Genomic DNA, 20329 nt, shown 5'->3' with positions numbered 1-20329 from the left:
ACCGGCTACCTGAGACACTATAGGCATTTAAGTTTAATTCTTATATTCCAATTGGTATGATGGGAGTGTATCTATTTATGGAAGGACAAATTGCTTATGACAAATTTTCATATACCTGTATCTGTATTAAATTTAGCACCAATTCGCGATGGACAGGGTCCGAAACAAGCGATTGATGCCATGGTGGATCTAGCACAAGCGGTTGAAAAAATGGGCTATCAGCGATATTGGATTGCGGAGCATCATAATACGCCAACACTCGTTAGTTCTGCTACGTCAATTTTAATCAAACATACATTAGAACATACTGATCATATCCGTGTGGGATCAGGCGGGGTCATGTTGCCTAACCATTCGCCATTAGTGGTGGCCGAGCAATTCGGCACGATGGCTACTATTTATCCGAATCGTGTAGATCTTGGTCTTGGTCGTGCACCGGGAACTGACATGATGACCGCTAGCGCCTTAAGACGTTCGAAAAATGATTCGGTATATACATTTCCAGAGGATGTAAACGCGTTAATTACCTATTTTGGTACCGAAGAAATGCAAAGTTATGTAAGGGCCTATCCTGGGGTAGGCACGAATATTCCAATCTATATCCTTGGTTCATCCACGGATTCTGCTTACTTAGCGGCAAGTTTAGGCTTACCGTATGTATTTGCATCCCATTTTGCGCCAAGATATATGGAAGAAGCGATTAGAATCTATCGTGAACGATTCCAGCCATCTGAGTATTTAGACAAGCCCTATATGATGGTTTGCTTAAATGTCATCGCGGCGGAGACGGATGAGGAGGCGAAAAGGCAATCGACAACGATGCAGCAATTTTTCCTGAATGTTGTTCGCGGGTCCAGAAATCCGTTGCAACCACCAGTAGAGAACATGGATGAGATTTGGAACTCAGCGGAAAAGGAAATGGCTTCGTCTATGTCTAGTGTGACCCTGATGGGCAGCAAAGAAACCGTCAAACAACAATTTATACGTTTTCAAGAAACATATAACGTCGATGAGCTCATGGCCGTATCTTATATCTATGATCCTGATAAACAAATACGTTCGTATGAAATATTAAAGGAAGTTGTGGACGGAAAATAAGAGCATCCAATCATAAAAGGCATGTACCATACAAGAGGTACATGCCTTTGATTTAATTATATTTCGGATGGTGGGGCTGCCTGCCTATTTTCTAATTGATGTAGCCTTTTGACAATTCTCCGTTTGCGGTATAACATCATGCCGGCTTCGGCAACATCTCCCAGAGAGGATCGATTGATAAAGGCGCCAAAAATCATTCCTGCAATCGGGATCATTTGAAAAAGCTTCTTCCAGCCAAAATTGTCCCGATAAGTTGTTACCACTTCACGCCAGCCCTGCAATTGGGAAACCATATGGTTGTTCTGTCTCTCTAGATCGAAGGTGGAAAGATCTTCTAAAATAGCCTTTTTTCCAACAATGTCTGAGGAGGAAAACTGCAGACATTTTACAATAAAAATTCTTTCTGACTTATCCTTAGGATCATATCCATAACTTAGCGCAATTTCTTGTAGGACTTTGAGTGATAATCCTAAAAGGAGAGGAATGTCAATGGCTAAGGTAAACAAGCCGCCAACGCCTGTTGTGGCCCCTTGAATGGTTGCCATATTTGTTCTAGAGTTTCTTATTTCATTTGCAACCACATCCATCTTGCTGATGGGCAGCTGCTCCAGCTGTTGGATGCTAAGGGTATCCCGTTCCAATGAAGTATCTTTGGAGGAAAACTTTTTTAGAATACTTTTTTCACTGATTAAATATTGCCCGCCGGATTGAATGAAGCTGCCTAGTTCATCAATCATTAATCCAATTTTCTCTTGAATAAATTTGGGCGTCAGTTTATCAAGCAGCACGAATGGAAGTCGTCCAATTTTCTCCCAAAACCACAAACCTTTCTGGTCCTTTTCCCATTTTTCTATTTTTTTCAATTCACCTTTTAAAAAATCCGGTGATTCCACATTGATCAACACGTATCAACTCCGTATTCGTCATTTAAGAATATCTTTGTATGTATATACGGACAAGTATGGAACTAGTTTCAACTTTCTTGATTGAATTATTCCAATCCCAAAATATCACACTACATCCACTTTCTGATGATGTGAACTCAACCTATTTAACTAGAAAACAGGAAAATTAAAATGAAAAACGGAAGCAATTCTTTTCACAAGAATGCCTCCGTTTTTTTAATTTGTTGAAGTTTGATTTAATTAACTGTTACTGTTTTGGAATTGAACCATAAATTCACTGAATGCTTTACACGCCTCACTAGGAACAGCGTTGTAAGCTGATACTCGGCACCCACCGATGGAACGGTGCCCGTTTACTCCCACAAAGCCTTCTTGTTTAGCTTGGTCTAAAAATTTCTTTTCCAAGTCCTTTGATTTTAAATTAAAAGTAATGTTCATAAGTGACCGACTGTCAGGCTCAGCATGCCCTGCGTAAAATCCATTACTAGCGTCAATAGCGTCATAAATCAATTTTGCTTTCTTATCATTCTGCTCCGAGATGGCATCTAGTCCACCTAATCCGCTTGCCCAATTCAGCACCTCTCCCAGCATGTAAATACCAAAGGTTGGCGGTGTGTTATACAAGGAGTTGTTCTTGGCATGTATGCCGTACTTTAACATTGTTGGGATATTGGTATTTGCCTGTTCAAGAAAATCCTTGCGAATAATGACAACAGTGACACCTGATGGGCCAAGATTTTTCTGGGCTCCGGCATAAATAAGCGCAAACTTGTTGACATCAAACGGCTTCGAAAGAATATCGCTTGACATATCTGCAATTAATGGAACATCCCCGGTATCTGGATAGTTTTTCCACTGTGTTCCATAGATGGTATTGTTGGAAGTAAGATGTAAATAAGCATCTTGATGATTATACTGTAATTCATCAACCTTTGGTATGCTGTGGTAACCGTCATCTTTTGTGGAAGCTGCATGATAAACATCGCCAAAGAGTTTTGCTTCAATAAAAGCCTTTTCAGACCATGACCCGGTCATCACATACCCAGCTTTTTTCCCCGACTGTAAAAAATTCATAGGGATCATGGAAAACTGAAGGCTAGCTCCACCTTGGAGAAAAAGAATTTCATAATGATCCGGAATACATAAGAGCTTCTTTAAACTGTGAATTGCCTGATTATGTATTTCCTCATATGCATTGCTCCGGTGGCTGAGCTCCATAATTGACATCCCGGTTCCGCGAAAATCAATAAGTTCAGCTTGTGCTTTTTCTAAAACTGAAATAGGCAAAGCAGATGGACCAGCATTAAAATTATAGATACGATGAGTTTGCAGTTTCATTTTTGATCACTCCAATTTATTTTTACTTGAATATATCATATTTTTTTAATATTTGGTAAATTAAAGCGGTTACATAAAAAAATATTTGTTTGGGGGCTTTTATTTATTATTAACGATTTACATAAGACTTATAGGAATTTTAACATCTTAGTAGAAATATATATATAATGCTATTTTGAGTGAGTGTAATTATTACTATTAATTAAGTAAGAGGCGGTGAGACGAATGAAGGATATTAAATGGGGGAGTCCGCTGAGTTTGGCATGTTTAGGTGTGTTTCTTGGGGGATTGGGCATATTCTTTCATGCGATTTGGTCAAATTTCTTATAACCTATGTTTGATAATGTTAAAAGGTACCACTGATTAAGTTGGTACCTCTTTAATTAGGAGATTATTTACGTTCAATCACCTTTTTTCCCCGGTAAAATACTTTTTTAATCTGCTCCATCTCCGTTATCTCTAATCCGGGTATTCCCTCAGCAACTAAGAAATTGGCCTCTAGTCCTGGTTCTAACCGCCCGAACAAATGGCTTTTTCCAAGAATACCAGACGGATTTGCAGTTAACATTGCTAAAATCTCATTTTCATTGAAGCCATGGGTTTTTAATAATAGCATAGCCGGATGGGCAATTAGCATTAGAACGTCTGGCCCCTGAAGTGAAAGGTCTTGAAAAGGCAGCCAGGAGACACACTGGTATGGCGGAAGATAGGAATCCGTTGAGATTGATACGGGAATAAACTTTTCTGCTAATCTCAAAATGTTTTCAGGAGAATTTGGCGGCAGGTGAGTTCCTCCCATAGGTGTGGCCACAATTTTGACCCCTTGTTTAGCCGTTACGTTGATTTGCTCAGCAGATATTCCATGGGCATGATGCAAAACGTCAATACCAGCCTTCAAGGCCAAATCAATTGCTTGTTCGCCGGCGACATGACAACCAATTTGTTTTCCTAATTGGTGATAAATATCGACAATTTGCTTTAATTCATCTAATGAATAAATAATTTCCCCTGCACGCGGGACTTCTGTTACTGAGAAATTAGCGGGTGTGGCGTTAATAAAGATATTTTCACCAGGATAATCACTTGCTGCGGCGATTTTTGCGACGATGGATGCCGCACATAAATCCTTTTGATTAACAGCTTTTGACTGTGTTACCGAAGTAAAATGAGCTAATGTTTCGAAACCAATGGAGATGCTAGTCGTGGCAAATGATATGTCCAATGGCATTTGTTTCACTGCATTTCGATAATCTTCTATTGTAAAATCACACAACGGATGGCCGCAGATTTGTTCGCCAAGAGCTGTGATTCCGCAAGATAAGGCATGGAAAAGGATGGATTTTCCGACCCACAAATGCGTCTCGGGTGTCACCGGGTAAAGTGAACTAGGGGCAAATTCTAACAAATGGGTGTGACAATCGACGAGTGAAGGGGTGATGATGTATTCAGAGCAATCCATCACATCAGCCTTCGGAAATTCATCCATCAAACTCTCCCAGTGGCCGACTGCGGCAATTTTTCCATTTTCAACTACCATTGCCCCATTTTCAATCGTGCCAAGGTCACTTACCGTCACAAGTTTCTTTCCGCGAATCATGTATGTCATCATTGATCACACCAGAAATGGAGTGAGGAAGTATCCGAGCACACATGCGGTGATAAAACGAATAACCATGCCAATCACCGCGGCTACTAAAACTTCTCGTTCATTTAATCCGGAAGACTCAGCCCAAGTAACGGGAACCTGACCAAAGATTACCGATAATGGTAAGCCGGAATTCGCTAATACAAATGAGCCGACAATTAACCGTGGATCAATCGTGCTGGCAACGTCAGCGAGTTGTGCCACAGCCAGTGTGGGGGCAGCAAGAATGGAGATAATTCCTGTCATAGGTTCAATACTTAAATAGGTGAGTACAGTCGACAAACTTGACTCGATTACACTCCAAACACCCATGAATTTTAAGGCTCCGATAAAGAAGAACACGGCGGCGACTGCCGGGATGATAATGAGGAATAGAAGCTCAGCCCCTTCTTTTGCAGAAGAAAAGATTGTTTGCAAGAATCTCGTATTTGGCGTAAAGCGGGGCAATTCATCTAGGTCAACTTTTTTCGTATCACGATAGATAGTTTTTGATAAAATATACGGGACGACGATAATTGGAACAAAGATTGATAGAATCACAAGCGGGAAAGCGGTTATATTGAAAGCTGTCAGCGCGATAAGACCTAAAACAAAGGTGGCAAACGATTGCGGGGATTGAATCATTGTCGCAACTGCCATTTTTTGTTCAGCTTTCGTTGCATTCGCTTTGACCAGAATCGGACCAGAAATTTTCCCAGCAGCGTTAATATCCCCAAGGATATTATAGACACTCGGTATAATCACCGAAGGATTAATCTTAAACCATTTCATTATCGGTACAAATATTCGAATGAGCCCATCTGTAAATCCTAATCTCTCCAAAAGACGGCCAACGATAACGCTTACAATAATCGCTATTCCCACTTCACTTGTTAGAAAAATATCAACAACGATTGGCTTCACTTCTTTAATGATTGTATCAAATAACCTTGCTAGTGAATTTGGTGCGAATAATAGAAGAAATAATGAACCAAAAACCAAGAAAACCCCAATTATTTCAAAAAGCAGCCATTTGGTTCGTGTTGTTTTTGGAATAGGGGCTTGGTCCTTCTCCATAAAAAAACCTCCCAGACAATTTTAAATAGATTATGTGTAAAAAAGAATTGTGTGTTTGTCTAGGTAATTAAAACATTTTTATTTCACTACATTTGTTTTGCTTCACTCTTTGCTTTCACAGAAGTAATAAAAAACTCCTTAAATACATCGCTGGCAGTCGTTAAAACTTGTTTTTTGTTGATGAGGTAAAAATATCGTTTTAGCGGGATTCCATTAATTCTAGTTTGTTTCAGCAGTCCTAAGTTTAGCTCTTTCTGAATCGTTGTTTTTGAAATTATGGCTACTCCCAAACCGGATTCTACTGCAGATTTAATTGATTCTGTATTTTCAAGTTCCATAACAATATGTAACTGTTCTAAATGCAGCTGATGTTCTAATAAATTTGATTCCAAGACCTGCCTTGTCCCTGACCCTTGTTCTCTGGCAATAATTGGCAGGGAAAACAGTAACTCCGGCTCAATTGTTTCATCTGTAAGATAGGGATGGGGGTGCCGAGCGGACGATATGATGACAAGTTCATCCTCTAAAAATGGCAGACTATCCAGTTCTTTGCGTGGTATAGCGGCCTCAATGAATCCTAAATCAATTTTTCCATCCAGCAGTTTTTCAATAATCTGATTGGAATTATCTACTTTCAGACTTAAATGGACATTAGGATATTGCTTAATAAAATCTCCAAGAAAGTAAGGCAGTAAATATTCACCAATGGTTAAACTGGCACCTAGGCGAAGGTCGCCGTGGATGCTGTCAGATAGAAGGGAAATATCCTTTTCCACTTGAGAAACAAGGTTAATTATTTGTTCTGCAAAAATGAACAGGATGTTTCCAGCATGCGTGAGCTCCATTTTTTTTGTGGAGCGGTCAAATAATGTCGTATTTAAATATTCCTCTAAATGTTTGATATGTAAACTGACTGAGGGTTGTGAGAGGTGAAGAACTTTCGCTGTCTCAGAAAAGTTTTTTTTTGTAGCGGCTGTATAAAAAACCTTAAGGTGTTCAAGATTCATTTATATCTCACCTATCTTTATAAATTTATTCCCTATTATAAAGGAAACTAATGACAAGCGCGACATAAATTAGTAACATAAGATTATAAAAATTAATAATTGGAAAATTAAGGAGGTAAATAATAGTGAATTTGAATCCAAAAAACCCGCTGCCACTTCACATTCAATTAAGAAATAAGCTCGAGAAATTAATTAAGGAGGGTTATTACCAAGAGAAAATACCAAGTGAAAGGGAGCTTATGGAGTCCTATAAAGTGAGCAGGAGTACAGTGAGAGAAGCCGTTTCCCATTTAGTAAGAGATGGTATTTTAGAGAAAGTTCACGGAAAAGGGACGTTTATTTCTCTTAAACCAATTCAGGATTGGCTCGGAAGCCTCAGTAGTACAACGGAGATTATTAAACGGATGGGCATGAAACCTGATGCTAAGCTTGTAGAGCATGGCATTGTGACTACAACTAATGAAATAAAAGAAGTAACGGGTTTTCAAGAAGCTTACTATATTAAAAGAATCAGATATGCGAATAATGTCCCCCTTGCCATTGAGGTTCAATACTATCCAATTAAAATTGGTAAAGAATTAGCAGAGCTAGATATTGAAAAAGGCACTTTATTCGATTTGCTTGAGGAGAACTTACAAATTAAATTTTCTGAAGCTGAACAGATCATTACGAGCGGTCAACTTTCCAAAGAAGATGCTAAGCTTTTAGGGATACCCGATCCTTTCAATGTACTTGTTACGGAGCGAATGCTGATGGACATAGAGGGTGATTTAATTGAATATTACATTGCCTATTTTCGCTCTGATATGTACTCATTTCGAATCAAACTTTCAAAAAAGTATAATTAACACAGGCTCCAGCGACAAGCGGAAAGAGAAGAATTAATAATATTAATAGGTGGTATTTAAATACTAAATATTATTTATAGTTAGAATATATTGAAAACTTGGTATGTGTGTGATTAAATTTAATTAAGGTTGCTTTGTTATCCAAACTGGTACGGATGACCCGACGTCCGGATATTGATGTTTAGTGTAAACGCTGTCATCCATCAATGATAACTTTTAACCATAATAAAACGAAAGGTCGTGTGGGTTATGATGATCGGTGTACCAAAAGAAATTAAGAATAACGAAAATCGGATTTCAATGGTCCCTGCAAGTGTAGCCTCTTATGTAAGAGCAGGTCATCGTGTCTTAGTTGAAAAAGACGCTGGCCTGGGAAGTGGAATTTCGAATGAAGAATTCGAAAAAGCAGGTGCAACAATTGTCCCGACTGCAAGGGATGCTTGGGCTGCAGACATGGTAGTAAAAGTGAAAGAACCTCAAGTCGAGGAGTTTCAATACCTGCGTAAGGACTTAATCCTATTTACGTATCTCCATTTGGCTGCTGAGCCTGAACTGTTTAAAGCATTAGTAGAAAACCAGGTGACAGCTGTGGCCTATGAAACTATACAGCTAGAAAATCGTTCACTGCCGCTGTTAACGCCAATGAGTGAAGTAGCCGGCAGAATGTCGGTTCAACTGGGAGCACAATTTTTAGAAAGAATTCATGGAGGAAAAGGGGTTTTATTAGGCGGTGTACCCGGCGTAAAACCTGGAAAAGTTGTCATCATTGGCGGTGGAGTTGTCGGAACAAATGCAGCGAAAATGGCAGTCGGACTTGGAGCGGATGTGACGATCATTGATATAAACGCCGAGCGTCTCCGGCAATTAGATGACCTATTTGGCGGGAGAGTAAAGACAGTGATGTCTAATCCATTCAATATTGCGGAAGAGGTTAGGCAGTCAGACTTGCTGATTGGTGCGGTTTTAATTCCTGGTGCAAAGGCTCCGCAGCTAGTCAGTGAAGAAATGGTAAAACAAATGGAAGAAAGATCTGTCATTATCGATGTTGCTGTTGATCAAGGCGGTTCAATCGAAACCATAGACCATATTACATCTCATGATTCCCCCACATATATCAAACATGGAGTATTACATTACGCTGTACCAAACATTCCTGGAGCCGTTTCTAAAACATCAACGTATGCCCTGTCAAATGTAACTGCCCCATATGGTTTGCTGCTGGCAAACAAAGGGATTCAACAATCTGCACAGCTAAACCCGGCATTAGCAAAAGGCTTTAACACTTTTAAGGGCAAAGTTACTCATCCAGCTGTAGCTGCAACATATAATATTCCTTTTACACCATTAAGTGAAATTCTACAAAAAGTACCATCTACAATTTAATAAATAGGAGGGATCTTCATAATGACGAAACTAGAAGTTCAAGAGCAGGAAATACTTGAAACTCAGGACCAAAATCATTTATGGCATGCAATGAGCCGTCATGTAGAAGGGGGTAAACCAACCATTGCTGAGTCTGGTGATGGCGCGTGGTTTACTGATGTGAATGGCAATCGTTACTTGGACGGTGTGTCCGGCTTATGGTGTTTAAATTTAGGGCATGGGAGAAAGGAAATCGTTGATGCAGCAGCGGAACAAATGATGAAGCTTTCCTATTTCCCACTAACACTCAGTCATATTCCGGCGATCCAATTATCAGCTAAAATCAGTGAACTTTTAGGAGATTCATATAAAACATTCTTTTCTAATAGCGGCTCAGAGGCCAATGAAACGGCGTTTAAGATTGCCAGGCAATATCATATTCAGAATGGCAACCCAGGAAAATTTAAAGTTATTTCTCGGTACCGTGCCTACCATGGTTCGACGCTTGGTGCATTAAGTGCAACGGCACAGGCAAATCGCAGAGTAAAATACGATCCAGCTGTTCCGGGATTTCTTCATGTCCCACCACCATATAGTTATCGCTGCCCGTTCGGTGAAGAGGTCACGGATTGCGATAAAGTGGCTGCAGATATGATTGATCAGGTAATTAATTGGGAAGGGTCTGAAACGGTTGCCGCTGTTATCATGGAACCATTTATTTCGGGCGGCGGGGTGATAATTCCATCAGAGAAATATTTACAGCGTGTAGCTGAGATTTGTAAAAAACACGATGTCCTGCTCATTATGGATGAAGTCGTGTCAGGGTTTGGTAGAACTGGAAAAATGTTCGGCTTCATGCATTCCGAAGGCGTCCAGCCTGATATTGTGACAATGGCAAAGGGGCTGACAAGCGGATATTTACCACTTGGAGCAACGGCGGTTAAATCTCATATTTTTGAAACCTTTAAAGAAAAGGGGGCTGACAAACACCTTCGTCATGTGTCTACTTATGGCGGGCACCCGGCAAGCTGCGCTGTTGCACTTAAAAATATTGAAATTATTGAGGAAGAAAATATCGTAAGCAGAGTTGCCTTATTGGGTGAATCCATTTTAGGCAGATTAAAAGATTTAATTGAACATGAAAATGTTGGGGAAGTTCGCCATAAAGGCTTTCTATATGGAATTGAATTAGTCAAAGATAAAGAGTCCAAGGAACCAGCTGCAGATGAAATGTTGGCTAAAATAATTGGCTTATGTAAAGAGAAAGGCTTAATTATTGGCAGAAATGGTGATACCGTACCAGGTTTTAATAACGTGCTGATTGTTGCCCCTCCACTTTCTTCAACGGAAGAGGACCTGAACTTCCTGGTAGAAACCGTAAAATATGCTTTCGATCAACTAAATTAATCCTAGAAAGGTTGTGCTAATGATGGCAAAAGTAGAAAAGGAATTACAACAAATCAAAACGAAAAAAGTGAAAATGACACCAAGTGAGGCAATTGTAGAGACACTTGTTGCAGAGGGAGTAAAACATATTTCAGGTATTTTGGGCTCTGCTTTTATGGATATGCTTGATCTATTACCTGCTGCTGGAATCCGCTTTATTGGGGTGCGTCATGAACAAAGTGCGGCACATATGGCAGATGCCTATACAAGAGTGAGCGGGGTAGCGGGCGTAGTCATTGGCCAAAATGGACCAGGAATCACTAACATGGTGACTTCTGTAGCTGCTGCGAATCAAGCACACACTCCAATGGTTGTTATCTCACCATCTGCAGGAACACCAACAGTCGGTTGGGACGGATTCCAGGAATGTGACCAAGTATCGGTATTTAAAGCGATTACAAAAGAAACTGTTAGAGTAACCCATCCTGGCCGTGTAGCCGATTGTTTAAGAACAGCTTTCCGTATTGCATATGCCGAGCGGGGACCTGTATTATTCGATATCCCAAGGGACTATTTCTATGGTGAATTAGAAGATGCCATTTTAGAGCCGCATCAATACCGTGTTGATAATCGAGGATGTGGATCCTTAGAGTTTATTGATCAAGCTGTAGAATTACTGGCTAATGCAAAAAATCCTGTTATCATTTCAGGCCGCGGTGTTGTTGATTCTGACGGGATTGAAGCTGTAAAGGATATTGCAGAACACCTTACAGCACCTGTAGCTGTTTCATACATGCATAATGATGCATTCCCGGCGAATCATGCCTTAGCTGTTGGACCAATTGGCTATATGGGAGCAAAATCGGCGATGAATACGCTTAAGGATGCTGACGTTGTGTTAGCACTAGGAACTCGTTTATCAGTTTTTGGAACACTTCCATGCTATGACATCGATTATTTTCCGAAAAGTGCTAAGATTATTCAAGTTGATATCAATCCGCGTAATATTGCACGTACACATCCTGTGGAAGTGGGGATTATTGGAGATGCCAAGGCAGCTGGTATTGAAATCGCTAAGCGTTTGAAAGAAAAGACTCCAAATTTGGCACCAAATCAAGAAAGACTTCTTAAAGCAGCAGAAGAAAAGGCGAAATGGGAAAAAGAGTTAGTCGATCTTGCAATGGTAGACGGTAGTCCAATTAATCCACGCCGTGCGCTGTTAGAGTTGACAAAGGTTTTACCGGAAAACGCCATTGTGACAACCGATATTGGGAACGTTTCATCAACAGCAAATGCCTATTTGAAATTTAACCATGGGCGCCAGCATATCGCGGCATTAACGTTCGGCAATACTGGATTTGCCTATCCATCTGCATTAGGTGCAAAACTTGCTAATCCAGATAGTCCTGTTGTGGCTATTGTTGGTGACGGTGCATGGGGGATGAGCTTGCACGAAGTGAGCACGGCTGTCGAGGAAAATATTCCTGTAGTTGCATGTGTGTTCAATAATAATGCATGGTGTGCAGAAAAGAAAAACCAAGTTGATTTTTATAATAACCGATTTGTTGGTGCAGATATTCAAAATCCGAATTTCGCAGAAGTGGCAAGATCAATGGGTGCGGTAGGGATTAATGTCGATAAACCTGAGGAGGTTGGACCTGCTATCCAAAGGGCAATTGAATCAAATAAGCCAACTGTAATTGATATTCAGGTGGATGGAACTCAATTAGCACCTCCATTTAGAAAAGATGCATTAAAAATGCCGACAAGACTTTTACCTAAATATGCTCACTTAGATCATAGAAACTGGTAAGACACTCGAAAAAAGGGGCGGCCTGTTTGGGATCGTCCCTCTTTTCTTTCTAAATATCCTCATATCGAACAATTGTCACTGTTTGATTTAAAAAATTACTGAAAGTTGGTGGATATTTTGGAGCATCAACCAGAAAAACTGAAAGCCGGTCTTAAACAAAGGCATTTAACAATGATATCTTTAAGTGGGGTTATTGGTGCCGGGTTGTTTGTGGGAAGCGGTATTATTATCAGTAAAACAGGTCCAGGAGCGATCTTGTCTTATGTTATTGCAGGCTTAATTGTTGTTCTTGTAATGCGGATGCTTGGTGAAATGGCAACCGTTAATCCGAATACAGGATCTTTTGCAGTGTATGCAGGAGATGGCATTGGACCATGGGCTGGTTACACGACGGGATGGTTATATTGGTTTTTCTGGGTTATTGTCATTGCACTTGAGGCAGTTGCAGGTGCAGCAATAATACATGAATGGCTTCCTTCAATTCCTGTCTGGATGATAAGCCTGGCTTTAATTGTCTTATTACAACTTACAAATATTTTTTCGGTTAAATCATTTGGGGAGTTTGAATATTGGTTTTCTATAATTAAAATAGGGAGTATTATCCTGTTTTTAATTTTGGGATTGGCGGTAATTCTTGGGTTTGTACCCGGTATAAAACCACCTGGCGTTTCTAATCTTACAAATTTCGGCGGTTTCATACCTAACGGTGTTGGTTCAGTTATTGTTGGTATTGCGATTGTGTTTCATGCGTTCGTAGGAGTTGAAATACCTGCGATTGCAGCCGGCGAAACTTCAGATCCAGTTAGTTCTGTAAAAAAGGCGTTAAATAGTGTGGTATGGCGGATTCTAATTTTTTATATTGGTTCAATTGCAGTAGTAGTAACTCTTTTACCTTGGAATTCAGGAACACTGCTAAAAAGCCCGTTTGTTTCGGTACTTGAATTGATAGGAATCCCTTCAGCGGCTGTTTTCATGAATATTGTGGTCTTGACAGCGTTATTGTCTTGTCTGAATTCAGGACTCTATACAAGCTCTCGTATGCTATTTTCTCTCTCTCAAAAAGGTGATGCCCCAAACATATTTTCCAAGTTAAGCAAGAACGGGGTTCCTGTTTTCGCAGTAATTGGAAGCACATTATTTGCTTTTATTAGCACGATTTTTAGTTACGTTTCCCCAGATAAGATATTTTTCTTCTTAGTAAACTCTTCAGGCGGGGTTGGAATTCTTGTCTATTTGGCTATCGCGGTATCACACCTGCGCCTAAGAAATAGAATTGAAAAAGCCAATCCAGGAATTTTTAAAGTTAAAATGTGGTTTTTTCCATACTTAACATATGCAACAATCGCTGCTATGATTTCAGTGTTAATTTTAATGGCATTTATTGAATCACAGCGCCCACAGTTTATATTTACATCGCTGTTTACTATCATTGTTATTTCATCTTACTTCGTAAATCGGCGAAGAAAGGAAAGTTTTAAAAGTGAAATAGCGGTAAATACTCGAATTCTAAATACCGATAAACATGAGATCTAATTAACGTTACGATAACCAATTTGTAAATGGAGATTTATAAAAAAGTAAAAGGCTTTTATTTCAGGGAAAATAAAAGCTTTTTACTTTTTTATTCTAGCAGGAGGAACCGGAAACGATGAAAAATGTAATGAAAATAATATTTGGAAATAGTTTAATTGGCATTTCTTACGCTTGTTTAGTTGTCCCTCATGAAATCATAAATGGCGGTGTTACTAGTTTAGCATTAATAGTAAACGCTATTTCAGAGGCAGGGATTGCTAATCTTGCAAATGTAATAACATTACTTTTATTGTTGCTATGTTTAATTTTCCTTGGGAGAGAATATTTTTTTAAATCTATTTTAAGCAGTTTTTGTTACCTGTTCTTCTTTAATTTTTTTTTCTCATTGCATCTTAATATAGATTTACCCTTAACACCCTCCATCATTCTGGCATCTGCCTTAATAGCTCTAGGGTATTACTTATGTATATCTGCGAATGCAACTACTGTAGGGGTCGATGTGATTGCCATCATTTTACACCATAGAAATAAAAAAATTGATATTGCTATTGCAATAAGGAGCCTCAATTATTTGGTGTTATTATCTGGTTTCTGGATTTTTGGATGGACTTCCATTATGAAAGGAGTATTATTTACATTTATTTATTCATATTTATTAAAGAAACTATTGAATAGAAAGGAAGCCTTTGCGGTGGATAATGGCAGGGGAGTAACCAATTGAACAACAAACCGCTTGACCATTGTGATTCAAGCGGTTTTTATGTTATTTATGTTTATGAAGAAATGATACTAATGATCTCTTCTCGCTTTTTAACGAAATCTGGTTCTGCCCTGTACATGCGGCTTTTGCCTTCTTCAATTCTATAAGGCAAGTCGCTGTGCATTTCTTTTATGATGCGGCCTGGCCGGGAGGATAATACGATAATATGCGTTCCTAACAATAAGGCCTCTTCCACATCATGAGTAATAAAGAAAATTGTTTTATGCGTTTCTTTCCATATTTTCCGTATATTATCTTGCATTTGTTCCTTTGTCATTGCATCTAACGCACCAAAGGGTTCATCCATCAATACAATGCGGGGATCATTTGCTAATACTCGGGCAATAGAGGCTCGTTGCTTCATACCACCGGAAAGCTCATAAGATTTTGATTTTTTAAACTGAGAGAGACCAACCATATCTAGATAATGATCAACAATTTCACGCCGTTCTTTCGTTGGAACTTTCCTCATTTTTAGCCCGAATCCAACATTTTCTTCAATATTCAACCATGGATACAGCATTTGGTGCTGGAAAACAACACCACGATGCCGATCAGGTTTAGGTGAAATGGGTTTGTTATCTAGCAAAACTTCACCGGATGTAGCTTGATGAAAGCCCGCTAAAATCCGTAATAACGTTGTTTTTCCACAGCCTGAAGGACCTAATACACAGACGAAACTGCCTTCTTTAATTTGTAAATTAATATTTTGCAGTGCCGTCACTACTTGCTTATCTGTTTGATACGTCAATTCTACATCTTTTATTTGGATGACCATAGATTCGGATGCGGTTTCTGTAAGAGCATAACTATTTATAATAGGGTTCACCTCCTAATCTTTTTGAAGGAATTTTGGTTCAATGGCATCTTCATATGCCTTAAGGTCGGGTACAGAGTCAATCGCCTTTTGCGTTTTTAAAAACTCCGCCGTATCCTTTAGCGCTTTTGAAAATGCTCCTTTTTTATCGACTGTTCCTAAATACTCTTCTGAGGCCTGTTCTTTTGCATCCAACCAGATTAATTGATCCATGAAAAATGTCGCGTCCTCTTTTGAAACGTTTAATTCAGTTTTCATCGAATCAGCCGCTTCTTCTTTGGATGAACGATATAACTGGACGGATTCATCTAATATTTTTATATATTGTTTTAAAACATCCGGATGTTTCTCAATAAAGTCCTTCGTTGCAATCCCTACATCAGCGGTGAGAATTCCATCTTTCGCAAGGTCGCGGCTCGTTAAAATAATATTGCCGTCTGAAACCATCTCTCCTAATGTCGGGTACCAGACATATCCGCCATCAATTTGTCCTTGTTTCCATGCTGCTAACATGTCAGCCGGTTTCATGTCTAAAATGGTTACTTTATTTTGGTCTATTCCTTTTAATTTAAGTGCGGATAACAAACTGTAATGGGTTGTCGAACCGAAAGAGACAGCAATCTTTTTACCTACAACATCTTCAAGTGATTTGATGCCACTATCTTTCTTGGCAATTAATGCCTCGTTATCTCCAATTACATCGTGAAGCCAAATGACTTTGTATGGTAAATTTTGCGCTACCCCTGATGCAACTGAACTAGAACCGATCAAGCCAGCATCAATTTCACCTGCAGCCATGGCAGTATTCACGTCAACCGCCGCTTCAAACTGAACCAATTTGACCGTAACACCTTTGAATTTCTCTTCAAACATTTTGGTAGCTTTTGCTAGCAGCTCTGCATTGGGTATAACTTGATAACCAATTCGAAACTCTACAGTCCCATCAGCGGATTTGGATGTAGTTTTGTTACCGCAGGCACTAATCAATAGTAGTGAGAAAACGATCATCAAACACATGAACCATTTCATCTTGCCATTTCTCATCTCTTTACCCCCAATTTTTTAATCTTTGCCCTTCCAAGGAATCACTTTGTCTTCAATTTTACGAAGGATTCGATCAAGTAAAATCCCTGTCACACCCATTAAAATAATACCTACATACATGATGTCACTTCGTAAATATTTACTTGCATCAAGCACTAACCACCCGATTCCAGAGACAGCGGCTACCATTTCAGACGCAACTAACGTTGTATAGGCAAATCCAATTGCTGTTCGCATCCCGGTGAATATCTCCGGTAAACAGGATGGAAAAATGACATAGCGAAACGTTTGCCAGTTATTTGCACCTAATGAAGTGGCAGAATGGATTCGATCTTCTAAGACACCTTTTACGCCGGAAACTGCGGCGATATACATTGGAGCAAAGGCAGCAAGATATAATAATGCAACCTTTGATAGATCTCCGATTCCAAACCATAATATTAGTAGTGTATAGTATGACAGCGGTGGTAGGGGACGATAGAATTCTAGGATGGGATCTAATGCAGCTCTTACTTTTGATGAATAACCACTGATTAATCCTAAAGGAACTGCTGTAATTAATGCGAAGAAGAATGCCATAGATAGTCTGTATAGACTATCAAGTAGATGAAATAATAGACTATTTCCTTTGTAACCATTAACTAGTAAATCGGTAAAGGCAGCCCACGTTTTTGCCGGGGAAGGGATAAAGACTTCAGAAAAGATATTGAGTTTTGTAACGATATACCAAAGTAAAAATATAATGACAACCGAACTCCACATAATGCCTGTTTCGCCAGAGATTTTCCACTTTCTCTTTTTACGTTCGATTTCCGGTACCTCCTTACTATGTTCTAAAGATGCAAGGGTTTCATACAGTGGAAAGGCATCTTGTTCAACTTTTTTATTCACGTTTCCATTCATAAATGGACATCACTCTCCCTTTTGATTTGTTTCTTTTAAGCCATACTTCAACCTTTTAACCTTTGAAACTGCTTTCATAGTTGGCAAGGAAAAGCATTCGGATATAAATCGAATTATATTGTATAGAAAAGTGGCCGTCAACGAAATTTGAAAATTCCAACTATTCGAAATGCACATACGAGGTATAAGAAAATTTTATAAGTTTCATGAGGATTGATAAAACATAGAAGAGGCAGGAGATGATTACTTTTAAAATTTTTAAAAAATTGTTAACAAACTTCGAAGATCTACTGTATAATGGGTTTCAGCAATTTAATAGAAGGGATTTAACCAGATGAACTCGTTTATTAAAGATCAAATCGAACAATTTAAACAGCGGAATCAAAATCGTGGGCGTTTATTAGTCAGCTGTCCAGACCAACCAGGTATTGTGTCTGCTATTTCTCAATTTTTGTTTTCACATAATGCTAATATTATTGAGTCCAGTCAGTATTCAACCAATCCGGAGGGAGGGGTGTTTTTCATTCGAATTGAGTTTGAATGTCCATTTTTAATAGAGAAAGAGACTCTAATGGAACAACAATTTACAGAGCTCGCTGAAACGTTTTCAATGGACTGGCGTTTAACACCTGTTTACAAAGTGAAAAAAACGGCGATATTTGTCTCAAAGGAACTGCACTGCCTGCTGGAACTTTTATGGGAATGGCAAAGCGGCGATTTACTAACTGACATTGCCCTAGTCATCAGTAATCATGAAGAGGCGAGGGATGTGGTGGAAGGTTTAAATATTCCATTCTATTATATTCCAGCAAATAAAGAGATTCGGGAACAAGTTGAAGAAAACCAACTGCAGCTGCTTAAAGAATATGATATTGATGTGATTGTGTTAGCCCGGTACATGCAGATTTTAACACCGAAATTTGTGAAAGCTAACCCTAAAAAAATTATAAACATTCACCATTCTTTCTTGCCTGCCTTTATTGGCGCCAGACCATATGAACGGGCATATGAACGCGGGGTGAAATTAATTGGGGCAACAGCACATTTTGTGACAGATGATTTGGATGAAGGGCCAATTATTGAGCAGGATATTGCCAGAGTTGACCACCGTTCTGATGTCCATTCACTAAAGAAAAAAGGACGTGCTATTGAACGAAGCGTATTGGCCCGTGCGGTAAAATGGCATCTGGAAGACCGAATTATTGTTCAACAAAATAAGACAATTGTTTTTTAATTGTGTTCAGTATTCTTTAATAATAACACTTGAAAATAGATATTAGATACCATCCAAAAATTTGGATGGCTTTTTTGTTTCCAAAAACTATAAGGAATGGTGATCCGTAAGACCCAATGCCAATGGCAGGCACCATCTTATCTTTTGAGTTAACAAGTTATTCATGGTGTAAATATCTGTTTTCTTGTGAAGATTTTTATCTTTAGTCACAAAATTGCCTTTTTTTATCAAAAGATAATGTATAAATAATATAGAAGTTTTAGAATTATTAGATTTCCAAAAACCAACGAAAGTAAAAAACTGCTTATATTGGAGGTGACTTAAGGTCTGTTTATCCGATACTGGGTAATGTCTAAAAAATCAAATAAAGCTGAGATTATTAGGTGATTGAAATTCTTCTTACACTTTGAACTTCTGTAGAGTACTAAAATATGAATTGGAGGAAATAGGATGAGAAAATTTGGGATGATTGTATTTGTCATTTTATTGCTTGCGATGACTGGATGCTCTGGACAAACTAGTACGGAAGTTCAAAAAGAAGGCGCTAAAAATAATAAGTCTTCTATTTCAATAGGAGTCGCAACATGGGTAGGGTACGGCCCTCTTTATATAGCTCAGGAAAAGGGATATTTTAAAAAGAATGGTATTAATGTAGATTTAATGAAAATGGAAAGCAACACTGATCGTCGAACTGCTCTATCAGCAAATCAGATTCAAGGATTTGCATCAACTGTAGACACACATGTTGTAACGGCGGCAAGTAATGTACCAGTTGTGCAGGTCGTTGCCCTTGATGAGTCACACGGTGGAGATGGAATTGTAGCAAAGAAAGAAATTAAAAGTTTACAAGATCTTAAAGGAAAACGTGTAGCTGTTCAGACTGATGGTGGAGCTAGCTTCTTCTGGTTTCTCTATTTATTAAAACAAGAAGGAATTGATTTTAAAGAGATTGATGCGCAGAATATGACGGCAGGTGATGCCGGAGCGGCATTTGTAGCAAATAAAGTAGATGCAGCTGTGACCTGGGAGCCATGGTTAACGAAAGCGAAGGACACTAATTTTGGAAGCGTTCTCATAAAAAGTGACGCATCCCCTGGTGTCATTACAAGTACAATTGCCATGAGACAAGATTTTACAAAAGAGAATCCAAAAGCGGTAAAAGCTTTAGTGAAATCTTGGTTTGAAGCGATAGAATTCTATAAAACGAATCCGGAAGAAGCGTTGAAAATTATGGGGAAAGCTATGGGGCAATCTCCGGATGAACTGGAAGAATCCTTACAAGGTGTCCGCTTTTATGATGAGGAAGGAAATAAAAAATATTTCGGCACAAAAGATCACCCAGGACCGTTGCACGAACTTTCAAAACTAGGCGCTGATTTTTGGAGACAGCAAAAGTTAATTGATAATGAGCCAAATATTGATGAAATCATTGATTACTCATTTGTTCATATGGATGTGAAATAGATAAATAAAATAATCAAGTTAAAAAAGTGTAATATATCATAAAAAAGAGTACTTACTGAAAACTAATTTAAAATATATAATTATGAATAATCAGAATATTAAATCGAATGAATGGA

17 protein-coding genes are annotated in these 20329 nt (G+C 38.9%); 9 read left to right on the top strand and 8 right to left on the bottom strand.

Annotated elements, in window-relative coordinates:
* Positions 1-96 precede the first annotated feature (96 nt).
* Complete coding sequence (locus FAY30_RS14140; protein ID WP_149870483.1) at positions 97-1098, top strand: LLM class flavin-dependent oxidoreductase; 1002 nt, start codon at positions 97-99, stop codon at positions 1096-1098.
* A 56-nt stretch (positions 1099-1154) separates the two neighbouring features.
* Here the strand turns inward: FAY30_RS14140 and FAY30_RS14135 are convergent, their stop codons facing one another.
* The 5 genes from FAY30_RS14135 to FAY30_RS14115 form a co-directional block, all read right to left on the bottom strand.
* On the bottom strand, positions 1155-2000 hold the full coding sequence (locus FAY30_RS14135) for an EcsC family protein (protein WP_223821006.1): 846 nt from the start codon (positions 1998-2000) through the stop codon (positions 1155-1157).
* Positions 2001-2243: 243 nt separating this feature from the next.
* Entirely contained in the window at positions 2244-3341 is a 1098-nt protein-coding gene (gene serC / locus FAY30_RS14130; RefSeq protein ID WP_149870482.1) for a 3-phosphoserine/phosphohydroxythreonine transaminase, read from the bottom strand.
* 391 nt (positions 3342-3732) lie between these two features.
* Positions 3733-4950, bottom strand: a complete 1218-nt coding sequence (locus FAY30_RS14125) for an amidohydrolase family protein (protein WP_149870481.1) — start codon at positions 4948-4950, stop codon at positions 3733-3735.
* Positions 4951-4953: 3 nt separating this feature from the next.
* Positions 4954-6042: a hypothetical protein gene (locus tag FAY30_RS14120; RefSeq protein WP_149870480.1), complete on the bottom strand. Its 1089-nt coding sequence runs from the start codon at positions 6040-6042 to the stop codon at positions 4954-4956.
* A gap of 86 nt (positions 6043-6128) precedes the next feature.
* Positions 6129-7049 carry a selenium metabolism-associated LysR family transcriptional regulator gene (locus FAY30_RS14115; RefSeq protein WP_149870479.1) on the bottom strand — a complete coding sequence of 307 codons (921 nt, stop codon included), beginning with the start codon at positions 7047-7049 and terminating at the stop codon, positions 6129-6131.
* Positions 7050-7174: 125 nt separating this feature from the next.
* Between FAY30_RS14115 and FAY30_RS14110 the strand changes: the two genes are divergently transcribed.
* From FAY30_RS14110 to FAY30_RS14085, 6 genes are all read left to right on the top strand, one after another.
* Positions 7175-7897 carry a GntR family transcriptional regulator gene (locus tag FAY30_RS14110; RefSeq protein ID WP_149870478.1) on the top strand — a complete coding sequence of 241 codons (723 nt, stop codon included), beginning with the start codon at positions 7175-7177 and terminating at the stop codon, positions 7895-7897.
* Between the two features lie 249 nt (positions 7898-8146).
* Positions 8147-9280 (top strand): alanine dehydrogenase, encoded by a 1134-nt coding sequence (gene ald / locus FAY30_RS14105; RefSeq protein ID WP_149870477.1) that lies wholly within the window; start codon positions 8147-8149, stop codon positions 9278-9280.
* Between the two features lie 21 nt (positions 9281-9301).
* A complete protein-coding gene (locus FAY30_RS14100) occupies positions 9302-10666 on the top strand; it encodes an aminotransferase (RefSeq protein WP_149870476.1) in 1365 nt (454 codons plus the stop codon).
* Positions 10667-10688: 22 nt separating this feature from the next.
* A complete protein-coding gene (xsc, locus tag FAY30_RS14095) occupies positions 10689-12458 on the top strand; it encodes a sulfoacetaldehyde acetyltransferase (protein WP_149870475.1) in 1770 nt (589 codons plus the stop codon).
* Positions 12459-12575: 117 nt separating this feature from the next.
* Positions 12576-13991: an amino acid permease gene (locus tag FAY30_RS14090; protein ID WP_411675453.1), complete on the top strand. Its 1416-nt coding sequence runs from the start codon at positions 12576-12578 to the stop codon at positions 13989-13991.
* Positions 13992-14106: 115 nt separating this feature from the next.
* Complete coding sequence (locus tag FAY30_RS14085; RefSeq protein ID WP_149870474.1) at positions 14107-14712, top strand: YitT family protein; 606 nt, start codon at positions 14107-14109, stop codon at positions 14710-14712.
* Positions 14713-14764: 52 nt separating this feature from the next.
* Here the strand turns inward: FAY30_RS14085 and FAY30_RS14080 are convergent, their stop codons facing one another.
* The 3 genes from FAY30_RS14080 to FAY30_RS14070 are packed head-to-tail and all read right to left on the bottom strand — an operon-like array spanning position 14765 to position 17515.
* Positions 14765-15580 (bottom strand): ABC transporter ATP-binding protein, encoded by an 816-nt coding sequence (locus FAY30_RS14080; RefSeq protein WP_223820781.1) that lies wholly within the window; start codon positions 15578-15580, stop codon positions 14765-14767.
* A gap of 3 nt (positions 15581-15583) precedes the next feature.
* Positions 15584-16612, bottom strand: a complete 1029-nt coding sequence (locus tag FAY30_RS14075) for a taurine ABC transporter substrate-binding protein (protein ID WP_149870473.1) — start codon at positions 16610-16612, stop codon at positions 15584-15586.
* Between the two features lie 18 nt (positions 16613-16630).
* Entirely contained in the window at positions 16631-17515 is an 885-nt protein-coding gene (locus FAY30_RS14070; RefSeq protein WP_317845663.1) for an ABC transporter permease, read from the bottom strand.
* Between the two features lie 334 nt (positions 17516-17849).
* Here FAY30_RS14070 and purU point away from each other — a divergent pair, with 334 nt between their 5' ends.
* Together purU and FAY30_RS14060 are read left to right on the top strand one after the other, a co-directional pair.
* Positions 17850-18749, top strand: a complete 900-nt coding sequence (gene purU, locus FAY30_RS14065; protein WP_149870472.1) for a formyltetrahydrofolate deformylase — start codon at positions 17850-17852, stop codon at positions 18747-18749.
* Between the two features lie 450 nt (positions 18750-19199).
* Positions 19200-20213 carry an ABC transporter substrate-binding protein gene (locus tag FAY30_RS14060; RefSeq protein ID WP_149870471.1) on the top strand — a complete coding sequence of 338 codons (1014 nt, stop codon included), beginning with the start codon at positions 19200-19202 and terminating at the stop codon, positions 20211-20213.
* The last annotated feature ends 116 nt before the right edge of the window (positions 20214-20329 follow it).

The sequence above is a fragment of the Bacillus sp. S3 genome, assembly GCF_005154805.1.
Taxonomy (GTDB): Bacteria; Bacillota; Bacilli; order Bacillales; family Cytobacillaceae; genus Neobacillus.
The sequence above is the reverse complement of the archived record's forward strand: the minus strand, read 5'-3'. Positions and strand labels throughout refer to the sequence as shown.